Below are 18439 nucleotides of genomic sequence, written 5' to 3' on the forward strand. Positions count from 1 at the left end.
AGGAGCCGACCATGAGTTTCGCCACCACCCCCGACGGCGTTCGCCTCTACTACGAGACCGCCGGCAGCGGCACGCCGATCGTGTTCGTGCACGAGTTCGGCGGCGACCACCGCAGCTGGGAACCGCAGATGCGCTACTTCGCGCGGCGCCACCAGTGCGTGACCTTCGGCGCGCGCGGCTATCCGCCATCGGACGTGCCGGCCGACGTGGAGCGCTATTCGCAAGCGACTGCGGCCGACGACATCGTCGCGGTGATGGACGCGCTGGGCCTTGCGCGCGCGCACATCGTCGGGTTGTCGATGGGCGGCTTCGCCACGCTGCACTTCGGCCTTCGCCATGCGCAGCGGGCATCGTCGCTGGTGATCGCCGGCGCGGGCTACGGCGCAGAGAAGGAGCACGAGGAGTACTTCCGCGGCGTCTCGCTCGAAGTGGCCAGGCAGTTCGAGGCGCAGGGCTCCGAGAAATTCGCGCGCACCTATTCGCTGGGCGCGAGCCGCGTGCAGTTCCAGAACAAGGACCCGCGCGGCTGGCAGGAATTCGCGACCTGGCTCGGCCAGCACGATGCCGTCGGCGCGGCCAACACCATGCGCGGCGTGCAGGCCCGGCGCCCCTCGATCTACGACCTGGAAAGCGAGCTGCGCGCGATGAGCGTGCCCTCGCTCGTGGTGGTCGGCGACGAGGACGACCATTGCCTGCAGCCCGGCATCTTTCTCAAGAAGACGCTGCCGGCATGCGGCCTTGCCGTGATGCCCAAGACCGGCCACACGCTCAACCTGGAAGAGCCCGCCGCGTTCAATGCCTTGCTGGCCGAGTTCTTCGCCCAGGTCGAGGCCGGCCAGTGGAAGCCGCGCGATTCGCGCGCGCTGCCCAGCCAGATCATGAAGACCGACTGATGAGCGCGGCGACCGCCACCGAAGCCGCTGCTGCTGCTGCCGCCGAGGGGCAGGGCATCTGGCGCATCGACGCCGACCGGCTGTGGGACCGGCTCATGGCGCTCGCCCGCATCGGCGCCACGCCGGGCGGCGGCGTGAACCGGCAGGCGCTGAGCGCGGAAGAGATCGCGTCGTGGCACGCGATGATCGACTGGGCGCTGTCGGCCGGCCTGGAGCCGTCGACCGATGCGGCGGGCAATCTTTTCATCGCGCTGCCAGGTGCCGACCGCGACGCGCCGCCCGTGCTCGCGGGCAGCCATCTCGACAGCCAGCCCGGAGGCGGGCGCTTCGACGGCGTGTACGGCGTGGTCGCGGCGCTGGAAGTGCTGACCACGCTGGCCGCGCGCGGCGTGCGTCCGCCTGTGGACATCGTCTGCGTGGCGTGGATGAACGAGGAGGGCTCGCGCTTCGCGCCCGGCATGATGGGCTCGGAAGCCTTTGCCGGCGTGCGCAGCCTTCAGGCCGTGCGCGAGGTGTGCGACGCCGACGGCATCCGCGTCGCCGATGCGCTCGATGCCCTGCATGCGGCTTTCCCCAGCCTGCGCCGGCGCCCGCTGGGCTTTCCGGTGGCGGCCTATGTCGAGGCGCACATCGAGCAGGGGCCGCTGCTGGAGGCGCAGGAGCGCGTGATCGGCGTCGTCACCGGCATCCAGGGCAAGAAGACATTCGACGTCGTGATCGACGGCGAGCGCGGCCATGCCGGCACGCTCGCAATGGCGGATCGTCGAGATGCGCTCGCGGCTTTCGCGCGCATCGCGACGGCGCTCCATGCCGAGATCGGCGGTCACGACGACGCGGTGAAGTTCACCATCGGCCGGTTGCAGGTGGAACCCAACGCGCCCTCGGTGGTGCCGGAGCGGGTGACGCTGCGCATCGACCTGCGGCATCCCGACAATGCAGTGCTCGACCACTTGGGGAAGCGGTTGGTCGAACTGTGCGAGACGCTCGCCGCGCCGTGCCAGGCGAGCGTGACTCCTTTGGTCGATGCTCCATCCAACGGCTTCGACGCTGCGTTGCAGCGGGCAATCGCGGAGGCCGCCGAGCGCATCGGGCAGCCGCACATGCCAATTCTCTCGGCCGCCGGCCACGATGCGCGCCACCTGGCGCCGCTGTGCCCCAGCGCGATGATCTTCATTCCCTGCCGCGACGGCGTGAGTCACGCGGAACATGAGTGGGCCGAGCCCGCGCACGTGGTGGCCGGGGCGAACGTGCTGTTGCGCGTGCTGCTGCCCTACGCAAGGGCTGGACTGGGAGATTCGCCATGAATGCAGTCGACACCGCCACCGTCATCGACATGGCCGACCTGCCCATGCAGCATCCGCGCGCGCCGGCCAGCGCGGCGCAGGCCAGGGCGCGCTTCTTCAACTCCGGCAACGCCTTCAACGTGAAGCTGCCCGAGGTGCCCGCGCGGCTCTTCGCGCCGCCTCCGGAAGGGCGACATGGGGTCTTCGACTGCGACCAGTCGCGCGCGCTCGACTGCGGCTTTCCGGCCACCACGCCGCTGATGCTCGCGCGCTATGTGCGCATCGCCGCTCGCGACGCGCTGCTGCCGCTGGATGTGCGCGCCACGGGGTCGGTCTGGCACGTGATCTCCGGCAGCGGCAGGTTGACGGGGGCGGTCGACGGCTTTGCCTTCGGCGCGGGCGACGTGTTCCTGCTGCCCGGCGCATCGGGCTACCGGATCGAAGCGGGCGCCGAAGGAGCGCTGCTGTGGACGGTCGGCAACGAGCCGCAACTGGCCTTCGAGCGCGCGCAGCCGGCGCCCGCGGCCGGCGCGGCCATCGATGTCGTGCACTATCCGGCCGCGGAGATCGAGCGCCAGTTCGCGCTGATGTTCTCTTGCGCCACGCGCGACGAAACCTCGGGCCGGGCACTGATCTTCTCGTCCGACCGCCAGGCCGCCGCGCGCAACCTCACGCCCACGCTGACGCTGAGCTTCAACACGCTGGAGCCGGGCACGCACCAGCGCGCCCACCGCCACAACTCGGCTGCCGTGACGCTGGTGGTGCAGGGCGAGGGCTGCCATTCGGTGGTGGGCGATGCGGTGTGCCCGTGGACGCCGTGGGCCACGCTGGTCACGCCACCCGGTGCGCCGCACTCGCATCACAACGCCGGCTCGCGCGGCGCACGCTTCCTGATCGTGCAAGACGGCGGACTGCACTATCACGCGCGAACGATGGGATTCGAATTCCTCGAAGCTGCCGGTTGATTGGCGCACGCCTGCCCGCGAGAGCACAAGCAGGGAAGCAGAACGTTCACGCCCGCTTCTTCGACCTGTCATTTGGGCGCGCCACCATCCGCGGCATGGCTGGCCAACTTATCTCCATCGCCCTGACCGTAGACCAACACGACGCAGGCGACTATTTCTGGGTACTGCTGGAATCCTTCGACAACTCGATGGAGTTCGAGCCGCTGATGGAAGCGGCCACCGGATTCGCCACCTACGCCGAAGCCCTGCAGGCAGGCTACGTCGTGCTGAAGGGACTCTCCGAAGACCTGAACGTCGGGCCTCGCGAAGAGGCCGATGAGCTGATCTCCACGGCAGAAGCGGCTCTCGGCAACGCCCGCTGACACGCTTCGGCACGGCCGCCGGAATGCCCGGCGGCTGTCAGAGGCGGTAGGCCCTGGCTGACACGCACCCCATGAGCCTCCGGCGAAATTGACGTTTCCGGTCATCGACGTTGCAGCGCCCCTGGCAGGCCATCGCAACGCCCCGGCCGGAACGACAACAAGTCATCAGGGGTGGTCGCATGGTGGAGTATTTCAGGGTAGGCCTTCCGTACATCCGCATCCGCTTCAAGGTGCCCGCGCGGCGTGGCGGCAGGGTCGAGCTGCAAGGAAGGTTCGGAGTCATCACCGGCGCGAGCGGCGAGCACTTGCTGGTTCGCTTCGATGGAGAGTCGACCGCCTCCATCGTTCATCCGGTCGAACTCAACTATGTGGAGGCGGGGGAGGCTGTAGAACCCAGGTCGCCGTCGGCGTCACCACCCGAGTAGGGCAATTGCGACACGACCTTGGTGAAGGGGCCCCACTGCACGGCGTATTGATCAGCAAACTCTTCGACCTGACGAGCGTTGGCGCTGCTCCAGTGCCTTGAGTACCAATCGACGTGATGTCCGACCTCGTGGCAGAACAGGTGCTCGAGGTAGAAGCGCTTGAGGTCGGCCGCCGAAAAGGCCGCATACCACCGGCCATGCTCGCTGATGAGCTTCGCTCCAAAACGCAGGTACGGCGCAACATGCTGGGGCTTCGGTTTCTTGCGCCCGACATACAGGCGTCCGTCGACACGCCAGGGATACAGGATGATGACGCGAACACCGCTGCCATAGATGAACAAGGCAAGCGGCGCATCCAGGCCAGTCATGCGTTCGGGTCTTCGGCGGAGCCAGATATGCGTGATGCCCTCCCCGTGACTTGCGGGAAGCGCCTGCAGCGCGGCCGCGCACTCTTGCACCGATACGGGGAAGAAGAAATCGCGTGACGGGTTGTCCTGAAGCAGAAGAGGCAGCGCATCCCCTGGCCCAGGCCGTTGCAGCGAGTGTGCGCGTGCCACGATGTTGTCCGTGAACCGGCGTCGTGTGCGTCCGCCATGGATGTCGCCGTAGGTTCGGCTCTTCTTCCAAGGCGTTGCTGAACGGTTCTTCATGAAGGTCTCGATCGGCGCGGGCTATGCTGGCGCCTGTTTTTTGATTCGGCCGAGATGATATGAAGAAATCCAATCCACCCGGGAAGACCGCTGCCAGCACATACGACATCAAGAAACAGTGGCACTGGGGTCGCGGCATGCGGGAGCTTCGCATCGCCGATTTTCTGAAGGACGGCCGGTTGCTGGTTCCTGGCGAGTACACGGGGGAGGGGCCCGCCACCGACGACGGCACCGGTGCGCTCCGGACTGTTGGCGGCATCCAGGTTGGCGCCGCGAACTACGAGACGGGATTGATGTGGGTGGGCCGGAAACTGCGGGAAGGAGACCTGCCGGCGAAGCCCGGAGGACCGTCGACACCTTGAGGGCTTGAGGGTAAATCCCGGCGATTTTTGTCTGCAGCAGACCTATCTTGAATCTGTGACCAACTGCTGGAGACGATCATGTTGATGGTTACAAAAGTGGCGGCGGTCAGCCTGACTGCCATCGTCATGGGCGGCACCCCGTCGCCGGGCAGCGATCCTGCCGGCCTCTCCCTTGTCACATCGCCGGTTGCAGCTGTTCAGCCGTCTCCAGGCTTGCCGAGCCAGCCGTGCGTGAATGGGTGCAACGTCTGGCGGATGATCCACGAGCGTCGCTGAATCGGTTGCTCCTGCCGGTCGCGGACTGGTTAACGGTCGCCAAAGACTGTATATTCGTACAGTCTTTGGCTGCAAGCCCGATCGGTGCCTCGTGCGCCGGGGCGATGAACCATGAACCAGTTCGAGCTTTTCTTCCCGAGGGCTGCGGTGACAGCCTTGCCTGTTTCTTCCATGCCGCAGCCGCATTTGCCGGCTTTGCCGGCGGAGCCGTCATTCGCGCAGATGGCGCACGAGGAGCCGTTCCGGTTCGACGATGTCGAAGTCGAGGCGCGCGTCACCTACACAGTGCGGCTCGCGGACTATTCGCACCCGGAAGCCGATGCCGTAAGAGTCGCGGAGCAGCGCTTCCGGCGCGAGATAGACCGGCAGCTGGGCGACGACGTCGTCGAGGCATTGCGGGCATTCCAGAATGCGAGCGAGTCGAGCGAAAGCGACCTGTCGAAGGCCGAGATCGCCATGGCCAGGCGCTGGGCCAAGGCCTACGACGCGGCGCGCACCGCGGGCTTTCGCGACCTGGGTGAGACCGACGAGGCCTTCTTCGACGTGCGGCCTGTCTGAGCCGTGTAACCGGCGGGCGCGCCGGGTTGCTGCGAATCCGGCCGGAGATGTGTCAAAGTCCGCAAGGCACTCAGACATCATTGCTCCGAAAGCAGACAGTGTTTCGTCGACCATCCATCACCTTCCGGACAACGGCCTTCGTCGCCGTCGTCTGCCTCGCCCTCGTGGCGCTCGACTTCCTGAACAGCTGGCATTCGCGCACGGTCCAGCTCAAGCAGATGAGCGTTGCCACGTCGAACCTCGCGCGCGCGATGGCGCAGCAGGCGGACGACACGATCAAGCAGGCCGACACCGCGCTGATCGGCATCGTCGAACGCATCCAGCACGACGGCACGGGGCCCGCCGCTCTCGACCGGCTCCACAGGCTGCTGGCGATGCGGGTGAACGAACTCCCTCAGCTCGACGCGCTTCACGTCTACGACAAGGACGGAAACTGGGTCGTCAACTCCCGGGAGGAACCGCCGCAGAACCTGAACAACGCGCAGCGCGAGTACTTCGCCTTCCATCGCGAGCACTCGGAGCGCGGCCCGCACATCGGCGTGCCGGTGAAGAGCCGGACCAACGGCAAGCTGCTCATTCCCGTCTCGCGGCGCATCGACAACCCGGACGGCAGCTTCGGCGGGGTGGCGCTCGCGACGATCGACGTCGAGTTCTTCGGCAAGTTCTACGACAGCCTCGACATAGGCGAGGCCGGCGCCGTGGCGCTGATCCTCGAGAGCGGGACGATGATGACCCGCCGGCCCTTCAGCGTCGAAATGGTGGGGCGGAACATGCGCGAAACCGGGCTCTTCCGCGCATACAAGGACCAGGGGCCGGTCGGCACGGCCGAGATCCTGTCGGCACAGGACGGCATCACGCGGCTGAACAGCTTCAGGCGCCTTGCCAACTACCCGCTGTTCGCCGCGGCGGCTCTCTCCAAGGACGAGATCCTGGCCGCCTGGTGGCGGGAAACGCTCTGGCACACCGGCGGGGTCATCCTGCTCACGTTGATCGTCGGCTTCGTGGGCTGGCGGCTGGTCAGGCAGATGGAGCTGCAGAACAGGACCGAGGCCGAACTGCGGCGCGCGCGCGACGCGCTCGAGAAGCTCAACAAGACCCTGAACACCCTTGCCATGGAAGACGGCCTCACGGGCCTGGCGAACCGCCGGCAGTTCGACGTGACGCTGGACAACGAATTCAGCCGCGCCATGCGGGACGCGAGCACGCTGGCGCTGATATTGATCGATGTCGACTGCTTCAAGCAGTACAACGACATCTATGGCCACGCGGCCGGCGACGAGTGCCTGCAGACGATCGGACGCACCATCGCAAGCCTCGCGGCCCGGCGCCCGGGTGATCTTGCCGCGCGGTACGGCGGGGAAGAACTGGCCGTGCTGCTGCCGAAGACCGACGTGGCTGCCGCCGCCGTCCTCGCGGAAAAGATCCGCAGCGCGGTTCGCGACCTGGAGATCGTGCACGCCGGCATGCCAGGGGGGTTCGTGACCTTGAGCGCAGGCGTGGACGCCTTCAGCCCCGCCGAGACCCCGAGTCCGCCGAAGGAGCTGATCCAGTCGGCCGACAGGGCGCTCTATGCGGCCAAGATGGCGGGCCGCAACCGCGTCTGCACGGCGATGCGTTCGACGCAGACATGAGCGAGGAGTCGCCTGGCTCCGGCGCCGGACACCGGCGATACGCGCAAAGCGCATAAGCAAGCGCGATAAGCGGATTTCCCTCGGGACCGCATCACGGGCAAGACTCGAAGGCCAGTCACAACACAGCCTTCAGACCTCCGGATGCCCGGCACTTCTCATTCCTCGCGCCCGCTTCGCCTCGGATTCTTCAGCCGTCTGCTCGACGATGCTCCCGCCGCGGAGCGCTACCGCTTGGTCGCCGCGCAGATCGACCACGCCGAGGCCTTCGGCTTCGACTCGGCCTGGGTGGCGCAGCATCACTTTCATGAGCACGAGGGCGGGTTGCCGTCGCCCTTCGTCTTCCTGGCCTACGTGGCTTCGCGCACCCGGCGCATCCGGCTGGGCACGGGCATCGTCACGCTGCCGCTGGAAAACGCCGTGCGAGTGGCCGAGGACGCGATCGTGCTGGACCTGCTCTCGGGCGGCCGGCTCGAGGTGGGCGTGGGAACGGGCGGCACGCCCGAGTCCTTTGCGGCCTTCGGGCTCGACGGCAACGACCGATCGGCCATCTTCGCCAGGCAGCTCGCCGCGGTGCGCTCGGCATGGGCAGGCCAGCCGCTGGCCGGCGGCGACACGCTGTACCCGTCGGGCTCGCAGCTGCTGGGCCGCATCTGGCAGGCCACGTTCTCGGTGAGCGGCGGCACGCGCGCGGGAAACGCGGGCGACGGCCTGATGTTGTCGCGCACGCAGCCGCGCCCCGGGCATGCGCCGCATGCCTCGCTCGCGGAGATCCAGAACCCTATCGTCGATGCCTACCTTGCAGCGCTGCCTTCCGGCCATACGCCGCGGATCGTGGGCTCGCGCAGCGTCTTCGTGGCTGATACGCGCAAGGAGGCCCTGCGCCTGGCCGACATCGGCCTGCGCCGCTCGGCGGCCCGCTTCGCGGCTTCGGGCCAGGCCGGTCTTGCCGACAGAGCCGGTCCAGATGCGCCGCTCGAACAACTGATTGCCGAGTACGACGTGCACGTCGGATCGCCGGAGGACGTGATCGCCTCGCTGCGCGCCGACAGCACGCTCGCGCGCGTGACCGATCTCGTCTGCCAGGTGCATTCGGTCGATCCGCCGCACGAGGCGATCCTGCGCTCCATCGAGCTGACCGCCACCGTGGTCGCGCCGGCCCTGGGCTGGACGCGCGGGGCGAGCGCGCCGGATCTCCAGGCACTTGCACTTCTCTAGCCGCATTCCTTCTTCCATGAACGCCATCGCTTTCTCTTCTTCCTCCTCTTCTTTTTCTTCGGCCTCCCTCGCATCGGCGGTGCCCGATGTCATCGACCGGCTTGCCGGCATCGAGCCCGGCAGCCACCTCGACCACATCCGCTCGCAGCGCGAGCAGGCGCGCATCCATGCGCAGCAGAGCTATCTGGTACTGTTCGCACCGACGCCACCGCTGTTTGGGAACTTCGAAATCGCGGACCGGTTTGCCATTGCGGCCTTCGTCGCGGGGCTGCACAGCCAGGCCGACGTGGCGCGCTTCTATGCGGATGCGCTGCCGAGGCAGGGCGCTCGTGCCGGAGTGGTCGAGGCCATCGCCACCGAAACGAAGCGGGGTGCCGCACAGGGCCCCTATGGCCGCTATCCCACCGGACCGCTCAGCGTCGAGGATGCGGGCGGTGCCTCGTACGCGGTGAGCGACGCGCAGCGCGCGGTGCTGGGCGAGCGGCTTTCGGCCGGCTTCGAGCACGCACACCTGCTCGTCTTTCATCCGCGCGATGCGAGCGCTGCAGCACTGCAGTCGCTGCTCGACGCGGGATGGTCGAGCACCGAGATCGTGACGCTGTCGCAGCTCGTTGCGTTCCTCGCGTTCCAGATCCGTGTCGTCAGCGGCTTGCGGGCTCTGGCGCAACGCCCCGTCACCCTTGTCGATTGAGTCGAAGAGAACACCATGAGCGCCGAATCCGTGCTGAACCATCCCGGGAACATTCATCCGAACGCCTTCACGCAGGCGCAGCTCGAATGGCTGCCCTGGCTCGAGCCGCTACCCAAGGCCGACCTGACCGAGCGGCACTTCACCGGGCTGGTGGATGCATCGCGTGCGAAGTCGCCGTACTTCCGCCTGCTGGCGCGCGACCCGGACATCCTTGGCGCCCGTACGCGCACCGACAAGGACATCTTCTACAACCCCGAAGCCGGCCTGCCGCGCGCCGAGCGCGAACTCTCGGCCACCGCGGCTTCGCGCTACAACGGCTGCATCTATTGCGCCTCGGTGCATGCGCGCTTCGCCTCGCACTTCTCGCAGCGTACGGACGACGTGCAAAGGCTTCTCGATGAAGGCGTGAAGGCCGAGCTGGGCGAGCGCTGGAATGCGATCGTGGCGGCGTCGGTCGCGCTGTCTGCCACGCCGTCCGCGTTCGGGCCCGAGCACGTGGCTCAACTGCGCGCGCAAGGGCTGGACGATCTTGCGATTGCCGACGTCATCCACGGCGCGGCCTTCTTCAACTGGGCGAACCGGCTGATGCTTTCGCTGGGAGAGCCGCAGGCGTCCGCAAGCAGCTGATCCAGCTGATCCGCCTCACGACAGCAGATTCAGCAACCAGGCCAGGAACTGGCCGATGGCGACCAGTGCGGCCCATAGGGCGCGGAGTGCGTCGAGCAAATTCAGGGCCCTACGAAATGACGGCGGCTCGACCGAAGCTAGCGGGGACCAAAGCCCGGCCCCGGCCCCGGCCCGCCGTGGCCGCCATGACCGAAGAGCGCACCAAGGAATGCTGCGGCGATGATCCCGGTGGCCACGGCCGCCAGGACATATTGCCCGTCGACGTAGCGCCAGGCATAGCCCTGCGGGGGCTCGTAGAGGCCTCTGGATTGCCAGTCGCTCACGACGTACGCCTCGCCTCGATACCCGGGCGGAAGCGTCGAACCGGGCGCGAACGTCACGGTGGCGGCGGTCGGCGGTGGCGCGACCACGCAACCGCTGAGTGTGGATGAGACCGCGACGATGGCCGTCGTGGCGATGATGGTGAGCTTCCGGGCGGTGTATCGCATGCGGGTTGTGTTCCTCTGGACAACAGGGAAGCTCAGCCTATGGCGGGACCTGGGGTGAAATTCGGAGAGACCGGAAGAGCCGGGGGATTGGGCCGGAGGCGGCGGCGCACTATCCTGGCGATAACGCCTTATCCAGCCGGGTCTCTGCCTGCGACCTCATCGGCCGGGCAGGTGCCACGCGTTCCCGATCCGGGCAGCAACTGGGGAGCCGTGGTGCAATGCCTGTCAGCCGCGTGACTTCTTCCGCCACTCCCAAGGTCCCAAGGTCTGCCGGCGCCGCAGTTCGGCGCGACCTCCAGCGGCAATGTCGTTGATCACGATCGACTGGTGAGCCATGCCTTCTGAACGGAAGTCAGACTCTGCGGCCTGCAGGAAGATCCAGCTCTACGCCCCCAGCGATCCTGCATGGGAGACCTCCTCGGGCTTGAGGATGATCAGTGGAAAGACCGCATGCTCGATGCTCTGGAGCCCGCCGCATCCGCACTCAGGGATCCCGGGCGAGACAGCGAAAGTTCGCCGCGTGCTTCTTATTCACTGGATCTCGTCGCACCAGACCTTGAAGCCGTCCAGCTTGTCCGGACCGAAGGTGCAGGACAACGCCACGTCGCTGGCATCCCGTCCCTGCGCGATCAGCACGCGGCCGATGCGGGGTACGTTGTTGCGCGCATCGAAGGTGTACCAACGGTCGCCCAGGAAAGCCTCGAACCAGCCTGCGAAATCCATCGGGCCGAATGGCGGCGCAGTTCCGACATCTCCCAGGTATCCGGTGCAATAACGTGCGGGAATGTTCAGGCATCGGCATAAGGTGATGGCCAGGTGCGCATAGTCCCGGCACACGCCTTGCCCTTCCCTGAAGGCCTCCAAGGCAGAACGGGTACGCCGAGCGTGCTGGTAGCCGAACTCGATGTGCTGGTGCACGAAATCGCAGACCGCCTGCACGCGCCCCCATCCGGTCGGCCCGTTCCCGAAACGCTGCCAGGCAAAGTTGGACAGCAAGTCGGTCTCGCAGTAGCGGCTACCCAGCAGATAGACCAAGGTGGATTCGGGCAGGTACTCCACGGGCGTCTGCGGCGCCGAGGGCACAACGATGTCCGGCGAGCCGTTGTCATGAACCACGGTATCCGTACTCAGCACGAAGCGGCCTGCCGGGGCGACCAGGCGCGTGCACCAGTTCCCGAACAGATCGCGGTACGCCGTGGTGGGCACGGCTGGATTCGTGAGCAGGTGGTCCGGGTGCAGGAGATCCGATGCTCGCGAATAGTGGATGCTGAGGGTCAGAATCATCGGCGTCGAGCGAGGAAACTGATAGGCGATTTCGAAGCCGAGCTGGATGTTCATGGGCCCATCATGCGCCTTGATCCGTGCCTTCAGTAGGAATAGATGGCTCACGAGCTTCTGCTTCCGAACCGCGGAACTCTTCCTCTGCGGGCGGCTTCTGCACGGCAAGAGCGTTGGCAGGTGCCAAGAGGCCCCATCTACGTCATTTGCTGTTTCCGAAGATCGAGAGCCGTGGACGATCTCGATCACTCGAACGACGGCGACCGAGTGCGGATACTCGGCGTCTGCCAGCATCTACTGCAAGGGACAGGAGCGATGCAGAGTCGTGCTGAGCCTCACTGATTTGCCGCGGGACTGTGGCGACACGATGCTCGAGGAGAAATGCATCGAGTGGATCGACGAGGCTGAGCTTGAACGCGAAGACGCGCAAGGTGTGCTCGTGACCTGAGCGCTTCTCCAAAAGAAAACCCGCCGAAGCGGGCTAAAACGGACAGCCAGAGGAGGGAGGAGGGAGAGATTGGCTGCCCGAATGAAGTGTAGACCTTTTGTTTTCATTGAAGACTGCTGAAAGGTGACAGTGTGTTGCACGGGTGATTGATCAACCTGCAAGCGCCCGTCGAATCTCCACCGATCCGATCACACCGTAGATAGCGGCCCCGTGCCGTTGAGCGAGGCAACAGTCATGCGTTCGTCAGCATGGCCCGCAAACGAGCGACTGGAGTTCTGGGGCGGGGAAGAGGGACTGAGTGACAAACGCCAAGCCGGCACCCGTGGCTCAGAACTTTTCATGAGCACGCATCGGTCAGGGAAAACCGCAGCGGTTAGAGGCGCGATTGGCCCCCGGAGGGGATCGAATATGGGGCTGGATCTCAATGAAATTGGGGATTCTGAGTTTTCGGTGTCGCAAGATACCGGCAAAAGTACCTGCAAAACGGATGATATGGGGTGTCAGTGCGAGTTGGGCTGCATTCAGCCTCTAGTTCGAATCTCACACTCTCCGCCAGAATCAATCTCTGGCAGTTTTCGAAAGTCCCGCGCAGCCTCTGCGACGGGACTTTTTCATTGGAGAACTGGTCCTTTCGAGTCTCGAAAGGTCCGATGCGAATCTTCTCCAACCCGGCTCCCAACATGGCATCGGTCATGGTATTTTTCCGTGGATACCATGACACTCACCGTTAAAGCTGTTGATGCGGCCAGGCCGCGCGAGAAGGCGTACAAGTTGGCCGATGCCCACGGCCTCTACCTCTATGTTTCGCCTAAGGGCGCAAAGAGCTGGCGAGCCAACTACACAGAAGCCGGAAAGCAGAAGACTAGGACATACGGCCTCTACCCTAGGGTGAGCCTTGCGGAGGCGCGAAAGACACACTTGGCGGGGCGTGAAGAGGCTCCGGCGCGAAAGCTCGCGCCAACCTTCGAGACGGTCATGCGCGATTGGCTGAAGGCGAAGCTGCCGACTCTTTCCAATGGCAAGCATCAGATTCAGGTCGCGAACACCTTGGAGCGGTATGCGCTGCCATTTCTCGGCAAGCTGTCTATCGACGAGATTCCCAGGTCGGAGCTGGTGAAGGTGGTTCGCGCTGCCCAGGCGGGCGGAAAGATCGAAACGGGACACCGTGTCGCGAGCCGGATTTCGGCAGTTTTCGACTATGCCCAAGACACCGGACTCATAGAGCAGCACGGCGCTGCTGGCCTTACACGCGTGCTCGTTGCTCGCAAGACGAAGAAGCCGATGTCAAGCATCCCGCCCGAAGAGGCCGGAGGGCTGATGCGTGCCATCGACGGATACGACGACTCAGTAACCCGACTCGGGCTGCTACTGCTCGCGCATACCTTCGTCCGCGTTGGTGAGTTGCGGGGAATGCTGTGGGGGGAACTGAAGGAAGGCGGCGCAGTGTGGGTCGTTCCCGAGACGCGCATGAAGATGCGCATGCCCCATGTCGTGCCTCTCTCGCGACAGGCGCAGTCGATCCTTGCGAAGCTGCGAGAGATGAGCGGCGATGGTGCGCTCGTGCTCGATTCGCCCATTCATCCGGGGCATCCGCTTTCGGAGAACACCTTTCTCTTTGCGCTCTATCGGCTTGGCTACCGTGGGCGAATGACGGCCCACGGGTTCCGCGCCTTGGCTTCGACAGTGCTCAATGAGCGGTCGGGCTTCCCGCATGACGTGATCGAGCGGCAACTCGCGCATAAGGAAACGGATGCCGTTCGGGCGGCCTACAACCGCGCGGAATATCTCACACAGCGCCGTGAACTGATGCAGTGGTGGTCTAACTGGCTGGAGGCTGCACAGTCCAGATCCGATTAGCGCTGGTGGCGCTACGCCGCAGAGTAACGCAACTTAGCCAATCCGCGCTACATTGCGTTACTTCAATCACAGGAGGGCCGGATTCATCCGGACGATTAGGTTGGTCGGAACGGAGCCAGTTCTGCGGTTTATGCGATAGAGCCAAGCTCTGACCTCCCGTGCTAAGAGCCGAGGATCGTGCAATGCGAAATTGCGCCACATAGCGGTAGCCGTCCGAGCGTGGCCGAGTTGCTCCGAGTTCTGAAGTCCAACTGTTTAAAACATGGCGGGTCCAGCATCGGGATTCGCTTTTTCGGAGGGGCTACATTGGATTACCAAGCATTCAGCAAACATGGCCTGGAACGAGAAATTCGCAAGAGCGATTTCCGAAAGGTGCCGACGATAGCCCAAGAGGCCCACCGAACAAACCTAATCCTAACCTCCATGCTGGCCGCAAAAACAAAGTTTTCGGCGCCCAGCAACCCGCTAACGAAATTCATTTTACGGAAAGCCGTAGTTTTCAAGCTAGGAAAGCAGGGAGATCAGCTTGTAGAACGCAAGCTCGCACGAAATCTACGGCTGGCCTCCGGCGTGCAACCTCTAGGGCGATCTCATATAGTTGAGAAACTAAAAATATTTCTCAAAGAAGGTGTGCCGTACAGAATATATCGATTGGACATCCGAAGATTCTACGAGTCATTTGAGAAGTCAGCCGTTATCGGTGAAATAGGAGAGCTGGTGCGTCTCAGCCCTCACAGCAAGCGGCTCATTGAAACGCTACTAGCGCGGCACACGGACCTCGGTGGAGTGGGGGTGCCTAGAGGTTTGCCAATTAGTGCGGTCCTTACAGAAACCATGATGCGGCATTTTGATTCAAAAATGCAAAATGCCCAGCATGTCTTTTTTTATTCCAGATATGTCGACGACATAGTGGTTATCACTTCTGGCGAAGAGGCGCGAAATGAATTTCTTGCCCAGGTGAAAGGTTCTCTTCCGTCTGGCCTGAAACTAAATTACGAAAAATACACTGTTTCGTCGAAGATCGGACCGCTCGTGGAAGTTAAAGATGCGCAGCCCAAGAATACGGTCGCGCAAATTGAATATTTGGGGTACAAGTTCACCGCGAGCAATCCTTATAAAGGATCGAGCGACAAATCATATAGAAATGTTGAAATTGATATCGCAGACCGAAAAGTCAAAAAATATAAACTTCGGCTGTCGAGAGCCTTCTACGAGTACACACAAACCAAAGACTTTTCGCTATTGAGAGATCGGGTTAAATACCTGTCTAATAATTTTAGCGTCTTCAATATTCATATTAGAAAAAAGAAGCTGGCGGGCATATTCCATAGCTATCCGCTGGTTCAGCATGGGGCGCGAAGCCTCGGAGAGTTAGATCACTATTTGCGTGGATTGGTGCTGTCGAGCCATGGTCGTCTCGGGAAGAAACTGTCTGCGTTATTGACGGGATCAATGAAAAGGAATTTGTTAGCTAACAGTTTCGTTAGAGGACATGCGCAAAAAACGTTTATCTATTTCACCCCGGATAGAATCCATACAATAAAACAGTGCTGGAAGCATTGAAGCTGGCATGGCCAAGAAAAATATAATCAAACGGAGTGACTACGATCGGGTCCTCATCACCGAGACTTTGCCATATGAGACTCCTATTATTTTTTCGAACGACGGGCTATATGAGCGCGTGAAGAATCTTCCTGCAGCAAGCGAATTCCAGCGGAGGCTTACGAAGGCGCTTGTCTTCGGAGAAGGCGGGACTGCCGCAAAGTCAACTGAGCCGTACCTCTACAAGGTTCGCAAGAACTCGCTGGAGTACAGGAGACTGGCACTTCTTCATCCTGCATCGCAGTGGAAGATTCGAGAGTTTTATCGTCAATACGATCGGATAATTCTTCACTACTGTGCAATAAGTCCTGCGTCAATTCGGGCCCCGAAATCTATCGCTAGTACTTTTTATTCCAAGAGTTCTTGGGAAAACATCTACAAATATAAAGAAGGCCGAATCTCGTCTGAAAGCATAGATGGATACGCAAAGCATACACCGTCGTACTTTGCATACAGAGGATATGATCGGCTCTTCAAATTCTTTGATTCGGCCGATTATTTTGAGTTGGAAAAACGGTTTGACGTACAGATGACGCTGGATGTTGCTAAATGCTTTGACAGCATTTACACGCACTCGTTAGCTTGGGCGGTTAAGGATAAAGAGTTCGTCAAGCAAAATATTAGATCCAGTTCTTTTGGCAATGATTTTGATTCCGTCATTCGTCATGGGAACCATAACGAAACAAACGGCATTCCCATCGGCCCCGAGGTAAGTAGGGTTTTTGCGGAAATAATTTTTCAAGAGGTTGATCGATTTGCAATATCGAGGCTCTCAGAAGGAGGGTGCAAATTTGGTATCGATTTTGTGTTTCGCCGGTACGTCGACGACGTATATATTTTTGCCAGAACTGACTCTTTAGCTACCAAGATTTATGCCACGTATTCGGATGCGTTGATCCAATTTAACTTGCATGCCAACAGTGGAAAGATGGCAATGCAGCAGCGGCCATTTGTAAGCAAGAAAACAAGGTTGATCTTGGGCGCTGGAGAACTGGCGGATTCGTTCTTTGATTCTTTTTTGGAGAGTAATGGGTTAGGGAAGCTGATACCGAAACCCATTCATTCGCCTTGGCGCCTAGCTAAGGGTTTCATCGATGCGATCAAAGTTCTTTGCTCACGCAACGATGTTGCTTACGATGAAGTCGCTTCTTTTTTGATCTCTGCTCTCACAGAGCGCATAAAGCGATTGGTGAACGAGGAGGCTGCGGCCGCAGATGAAGGTTCCAAAGAATATTTTTCCGCCATTATTGTGCTGGTGGAGGTCTTGTTCTTTCTGTACAGTGTGGCTCCCTCGGTGAGTGCTTCCTATAAACTGAGTACCGCAATAATTCTTTTAATTCGATTCACTCGGGCTCAGATAAAGGAATACGAGGAGGAGGTTGCGCACAAGCTTTATCAATTAATTTTGGACTTGCTTGTGGGCGAATGCCAGCGCCAGCGTGTTGTCACGGTGGACGGATTTGTTCATCTCGAGATGCTGAATATACTGCTTGCTGCCCGAGAGTTGGGAGATTCTTATCTGGTTCCCGAGGTGATAATCAAAGACTTGTTTGTGCGGGTGGATGAACTTTCCTATTTTACGGTATCGTCTTGTTTGTTCTATATTCGCGACTCAAATGAATATGAGCGAATTAAGAAAATACTGATTAAGTTTCTTCGAGAAAAGCTTTCAGACCTAAGTGATGTATTTATAAAAAGTGAAAAAGCTCATTTGCTGCTTGATGCTTTAGGTTGCCCATATTTGCCTTTAAATATAAGGAAGAAATGGGTGCGAGCTATAGGGCGTAAAATTGGAATTACCAATTTTACTGGCGAGGAATTGGAAAAGGCTGCGAACGAACTAAGCAGAGAATATTGGCAGGTGAATTGGTCGGATGTTGATTTGCTCAACTCCCTAGAGAAAAAGGAGTTGAGGCAAGCGTATTAGCGGTACACTCGACGCGGGAAGCGGGGCGCCTCTCCTCCCGTTCGGCTTAGTCCCGAATGGTGCGCACCTGCAAAACAGGTCTCTGTTCGGAACGAGGCGGGTCGCCGTTAAAAGCACCTGCTTCGTGATGTCCTATGAGCGTTAGCCGCAAGGCTATCCACACACCCAGAGGCAACTCGCTTCCCACCCTTCTTGGCCCATCAAGCTTCTCAGACGCGCGGTAGGTCGACAAAGCTTCGAAGGTCTGCAACCCGCCAGCGGGTGATGCCCGCAATCTTTACCGGTTGGGGGAGTTGCTTGAGTCTCACTTTGTTCCAAAAGGTGGAGCGGCCCATGGAAAGCAGCCGTGCGGCCTCCGCGGCGGGGACTAGAAGTTTCTCGTTCATCGTTTGCGCGGTGCGCGTGTTCATTGGGTGATTCCTTCCTCTGCCGCGACTTGGCGGCGAATGCGCGCGAGAGATTCGATGAATGCATCGAACATCTGCCTCGGCGAGCTGTTGCGGGCGATTTCTTCCCAGACCTGAAGGCCAGCCGCCATCGCTTGCAGGCCGGGTCCGTCGAAGCCGTAGCGGCCATGACGGCCGCGAATTGCGTCGCAGCGGCGGAGTGCATCCGCTGCGGCATGGAGGGGCGCGAGGCAAAGTTCATCGCTTGCTTCGGCGCGCACCATGACGGTATTCAGGTGCGCGCTGAGCCTGTCGAAAAGCTCGTCGTCTCTGCTGCCTGCCTTGAGATCGGCGAAGGCGCTGTAAACCTTCGTGATGATGTCGTCGCCTGCCGGAATGTTGTGTACCTGGCGAGCAGCGACAGCGACCATCGTGGGGCGGATGCGGCGACTATTGCGCTTCATGACTTCACTCGCAAAGGCCGTATGACGAACTGCAAGCGGTCGGCTCATCGA

19 protein-coding genes are annotated in these 18439 nt (G+C 61.6%); 14 read left to right on the forward strand and 5 right to left on the reverse strand.

Features of this window, described 5'->3' with window-relative positions:
- Positions 1 to 11: 11 nt before the first annotated feature.
- From ABL840_RS15550 to ABL840_RS15565, 4 genes are read left to right on the forward strand one after another with little or no spacing between them, the layout of a single operon-like run.
- The gene (locus ABL840_RS15550; protein WP_093304810.1) at positions 12 to 893 is read left to right on the forward strand and encodes an alpha/beta fold hydrolase; all 882 of its coding nucleotides are present in this window, start codon (positions 12 to 14) and stop codon (positions 891 to 893) included.
- The gene (locus tag ABL840_RS15555) at positions 893 to 2197 is read left to right on the forward strand and encodes a Zn-dependent hydrolase (RefSeq protein WP_093304808.1); all 1305 of its coding nucleotides are present in this window, start codon (positions 893 to 895) and stop codon (positions 2195 to 2197) included. The genes ABL840_RS15550 and ABL840_RS15555 overlap by 1 nt, the downstream gene beginning before the upstream one ends.
- Positions 2194 to 3141: a cupin domain-containing protein gene (locus tag ABL840_RS15560; protein ID WP_093304806.1), complete on the forward strand. Its 948-nt coding sequence runs from the start codon at positions 2194 to 2196 to the stop codon at positions 3139 to 3141. The genes ABL840_RS15555 and ABL840_RS15560 overlap by 4 nt, the downstream gene beginning before the upstream one ends.
- Positions 3138 to 3503 carry a hypothetical protein gene (locus ABL840_RS15565; RefSeq protein ID WP_256228688.1) on the forward strand — a complete coding sequence of 122 codons (366 nt, stop codon included), beginning with the start codon at positions 3138 to 3140 and terminating at the stop codon, positions 3501 to 3503. The genes ABL840_RS15560 and ABL840_RS15565 overlap by 4 nt, the downstream gene beginning before the upstream one ends.
- A gap of 364 nt (positions 3504 to 3867) precedes the next feature.
- Here the strand turns inward: ABL840_RS15565 and ABL840_RS15570 are convergent, their stop codons facing one another.
- Positions 3868 to 4578, reverse strand: coding sequence for a hypothetical protein (locus tag ABL840_RS15570; RefSeq protein ID WP_143042969.1), 711 nt, complete (start codon positions 4576 to 4578; stop codon positions 3868 to 3870).
- A gap of 59 nt (positions 4579 to 4637) precedes the next feature.
- Between ABL840_RS15570 and ABL840_RS15575 the strand changes: the two genes are divergently transcribed.
- From ABL840_RS15575 to ABL840_RS15600, 6 genes are all read left to right on the forward strand, one after another.
- Positions 4638 to 4940, forward strand: coding sequence for a hypothetical protein (locus tag ABL840_RS15575; protein ID WP_093429338.1), 303 nt, complete (start codon positions 4638 to 4640; stop codon positions 4938 to 4940).
- A 387-nt stretch (positions 4941 to 5327) separates the two neighbouring features.
- On the forward strand, positions 5328 to 5774 hold the full coding sequence (locus tag ABL840_RS15580) for a hypothetical protein (RefSeq protein WP_093304800.1): 447 nt from the start codon (positions 5328 to 5330) through the stop codon (positions 5772 to 5774).
- Between the two features lie 98 nt (positions 5775 to 5872).
- Entirely contained in the window at positions 5873 to 7405 is a 1533-nt protein-coding gene (locus ABL840_RS15585) for a sensor domain-containing diguanylate cyclase (RefSeq protein WP_093304798.1), read from the forward strand.
- 141 nt (positions 7406 to 7546) lie between these two features.
- Positions 7547 to 8620, forward strand: a complete 1074-nt coding sequence (locus tag ABL840_RS15590; RefSeq protein WP_093304797.1) for a putative FMN-dependent luciferase-like monooxygenase — start codon at positions 7547 to 7549, stop codon at positions 8618 to 8620.
- A gap of 16 nt (positions 8621 to 8636) precedes the next feature.
- Complete coding sequence (locus tag ABL840_RS15595) at positions 8637 to 9311, forward strand: CMD domain protein (RefSeq protein ID WP_093304795.1); 675 nt, start codon at positions 8637 to 8639, stop codon at positions 9309 to 9311.
- A 15-nt stretch (positions 9312 to 9326) separates the two neighbouring features.
- Entirely contained in the window at positions 9327 to 9938 is a 612-nt protein-coding gene (locus ABL840_RS15600; protein ID WP_093304794.1) for an alkylhydroperoxidase domain protein, read from the forward strand.
- A 137-nt stretch (positions 9939 to 10075) separates the two neighbouring features.
- On the opposite strand, the gene ABL840_RS15605 is transcribed toward ABL840_RS15600, so the two are convergent.
- Positions 10076 to 10426, reverse strand: coding sequence for an RcnB family protein (locus tag ABL840_RS15605; RefSeq protein WP_093304792.1), 351 nt, complete (start codon positions 10424 to 10426; stop codon positions 10076 to 10078).
- A gap of 531 nt (positions 10427 to 10957) precedes the next feature.
- Positions 10958 to 11764 (reverse strand): transglutaminase-like domain-containing protein, encoded by an 807-nt coding sequence (locus tag ABL840_RS15610; protein ID WP_093304790.1) that lies wholly within the window; start codon positions 11762 to 11764, stop codon positions 10958 to 10960.
- Between the two features lie 265 nt (positions 11765 to 12029).
- Between ABL840_RS15610 and ABL840_RS15615 the strand changes: the two genes are divergently transcribed.
- The 4 genes from ABL840_RS15615 to drt3b all read left to right on the forward strand — a co-directional run bounded on the left by ABL840_RS15615 (position 12030) and on the right by drt3b (position 17538).
- Positions 12030 to 12152, forward strand: a complete 123-nt coding sequence (locus ABL840_RS15615; protein ID WP_256230659.1) for a hypothetical protein — start codon at positions 12030 to 12032, stop codon at positions 12150 to 12152.
- A gap of 714 nt (positions 12153 to 12866) precedes the next feature.
- A complete protein-coding gene (locus tag ABL840_RS15620; RefSeq protein WP_093304787.1) occupies positions 12867 to 14009 on the forward strand; it encodes a tyrosine-type recombinase/integrase in 1143 nt (380 codons plus the stop codon).
- A gap of 219 nt (positions 14010 to 14228) precedes the next feature.
- Positions 14229 to 15572 carry an antiviral reverse transcriptase Drt3a gene (gene drt3a, locus ABL840_RS15625; RefSeq protein ID WP_418116285.1) on the forward strand — a complete coding sequence of 448 codons (1344 nt, stop codon included), beginning with the start codon at positions 14229 to 14231 and terminating at the stop codon, positions 15570 to 15572.
- Positions 15573 to 15579: 7 nt separating this feature from the next.
- The gene (gene drt3b / locus ABL840_RS15630) at positions 15580 to 17538 is read left to right on the forward strand and encodes an antiviral reverse transcriptase Drt3b (RefSeq protein WP_093304783.1); all 1959 of its coding nucleotides are present in this window, start codon (positions 15580 to 15582) and stop codon (positions 17536 to 17538) included.
- A gap of 209 nt (positions 17539 to 17747) precedes the next feature.
- Here drt3b and ABL840_RS15635 read toward each other — a convergent pair whose 3' ends face one another.
- Entirely contained in the window at positions 17748 to 17948 is a 201-nt protein-coding gene (locus ABL840_RS15635; RefSeq protein ID WP_418116286.1) for a helix-turn-helix transcriptional regulator, read from the reverse strand.
- Positions 17945 to 18436, reverse strand: coding sequence for a hypothetical protein (locus ABL840_RS15640; protein WP_176947552.1), 492 nt, complete (start codon positions 18434 to 18436; stop codon positions 17945 to 17947). Before ABL840_RS15640 ends, ABL840_RS15635 begins: the two co-directional genes overlap by 4 nt.
- Between the last annotated feature and the right edge of the window lie 3 nt (positions 18437 to 18439).

The sequence above is a fragment of the Variovorax sp. NFACC27 genome, assembly GCF_048301545.1.
Taxonomy (GTDB): Bacteria; Pseudomonadota; Gammaproteobacteria; order Burkholderiales; family Burkholderiaceae_C; genus Variovorax; species Variovorax gossypii.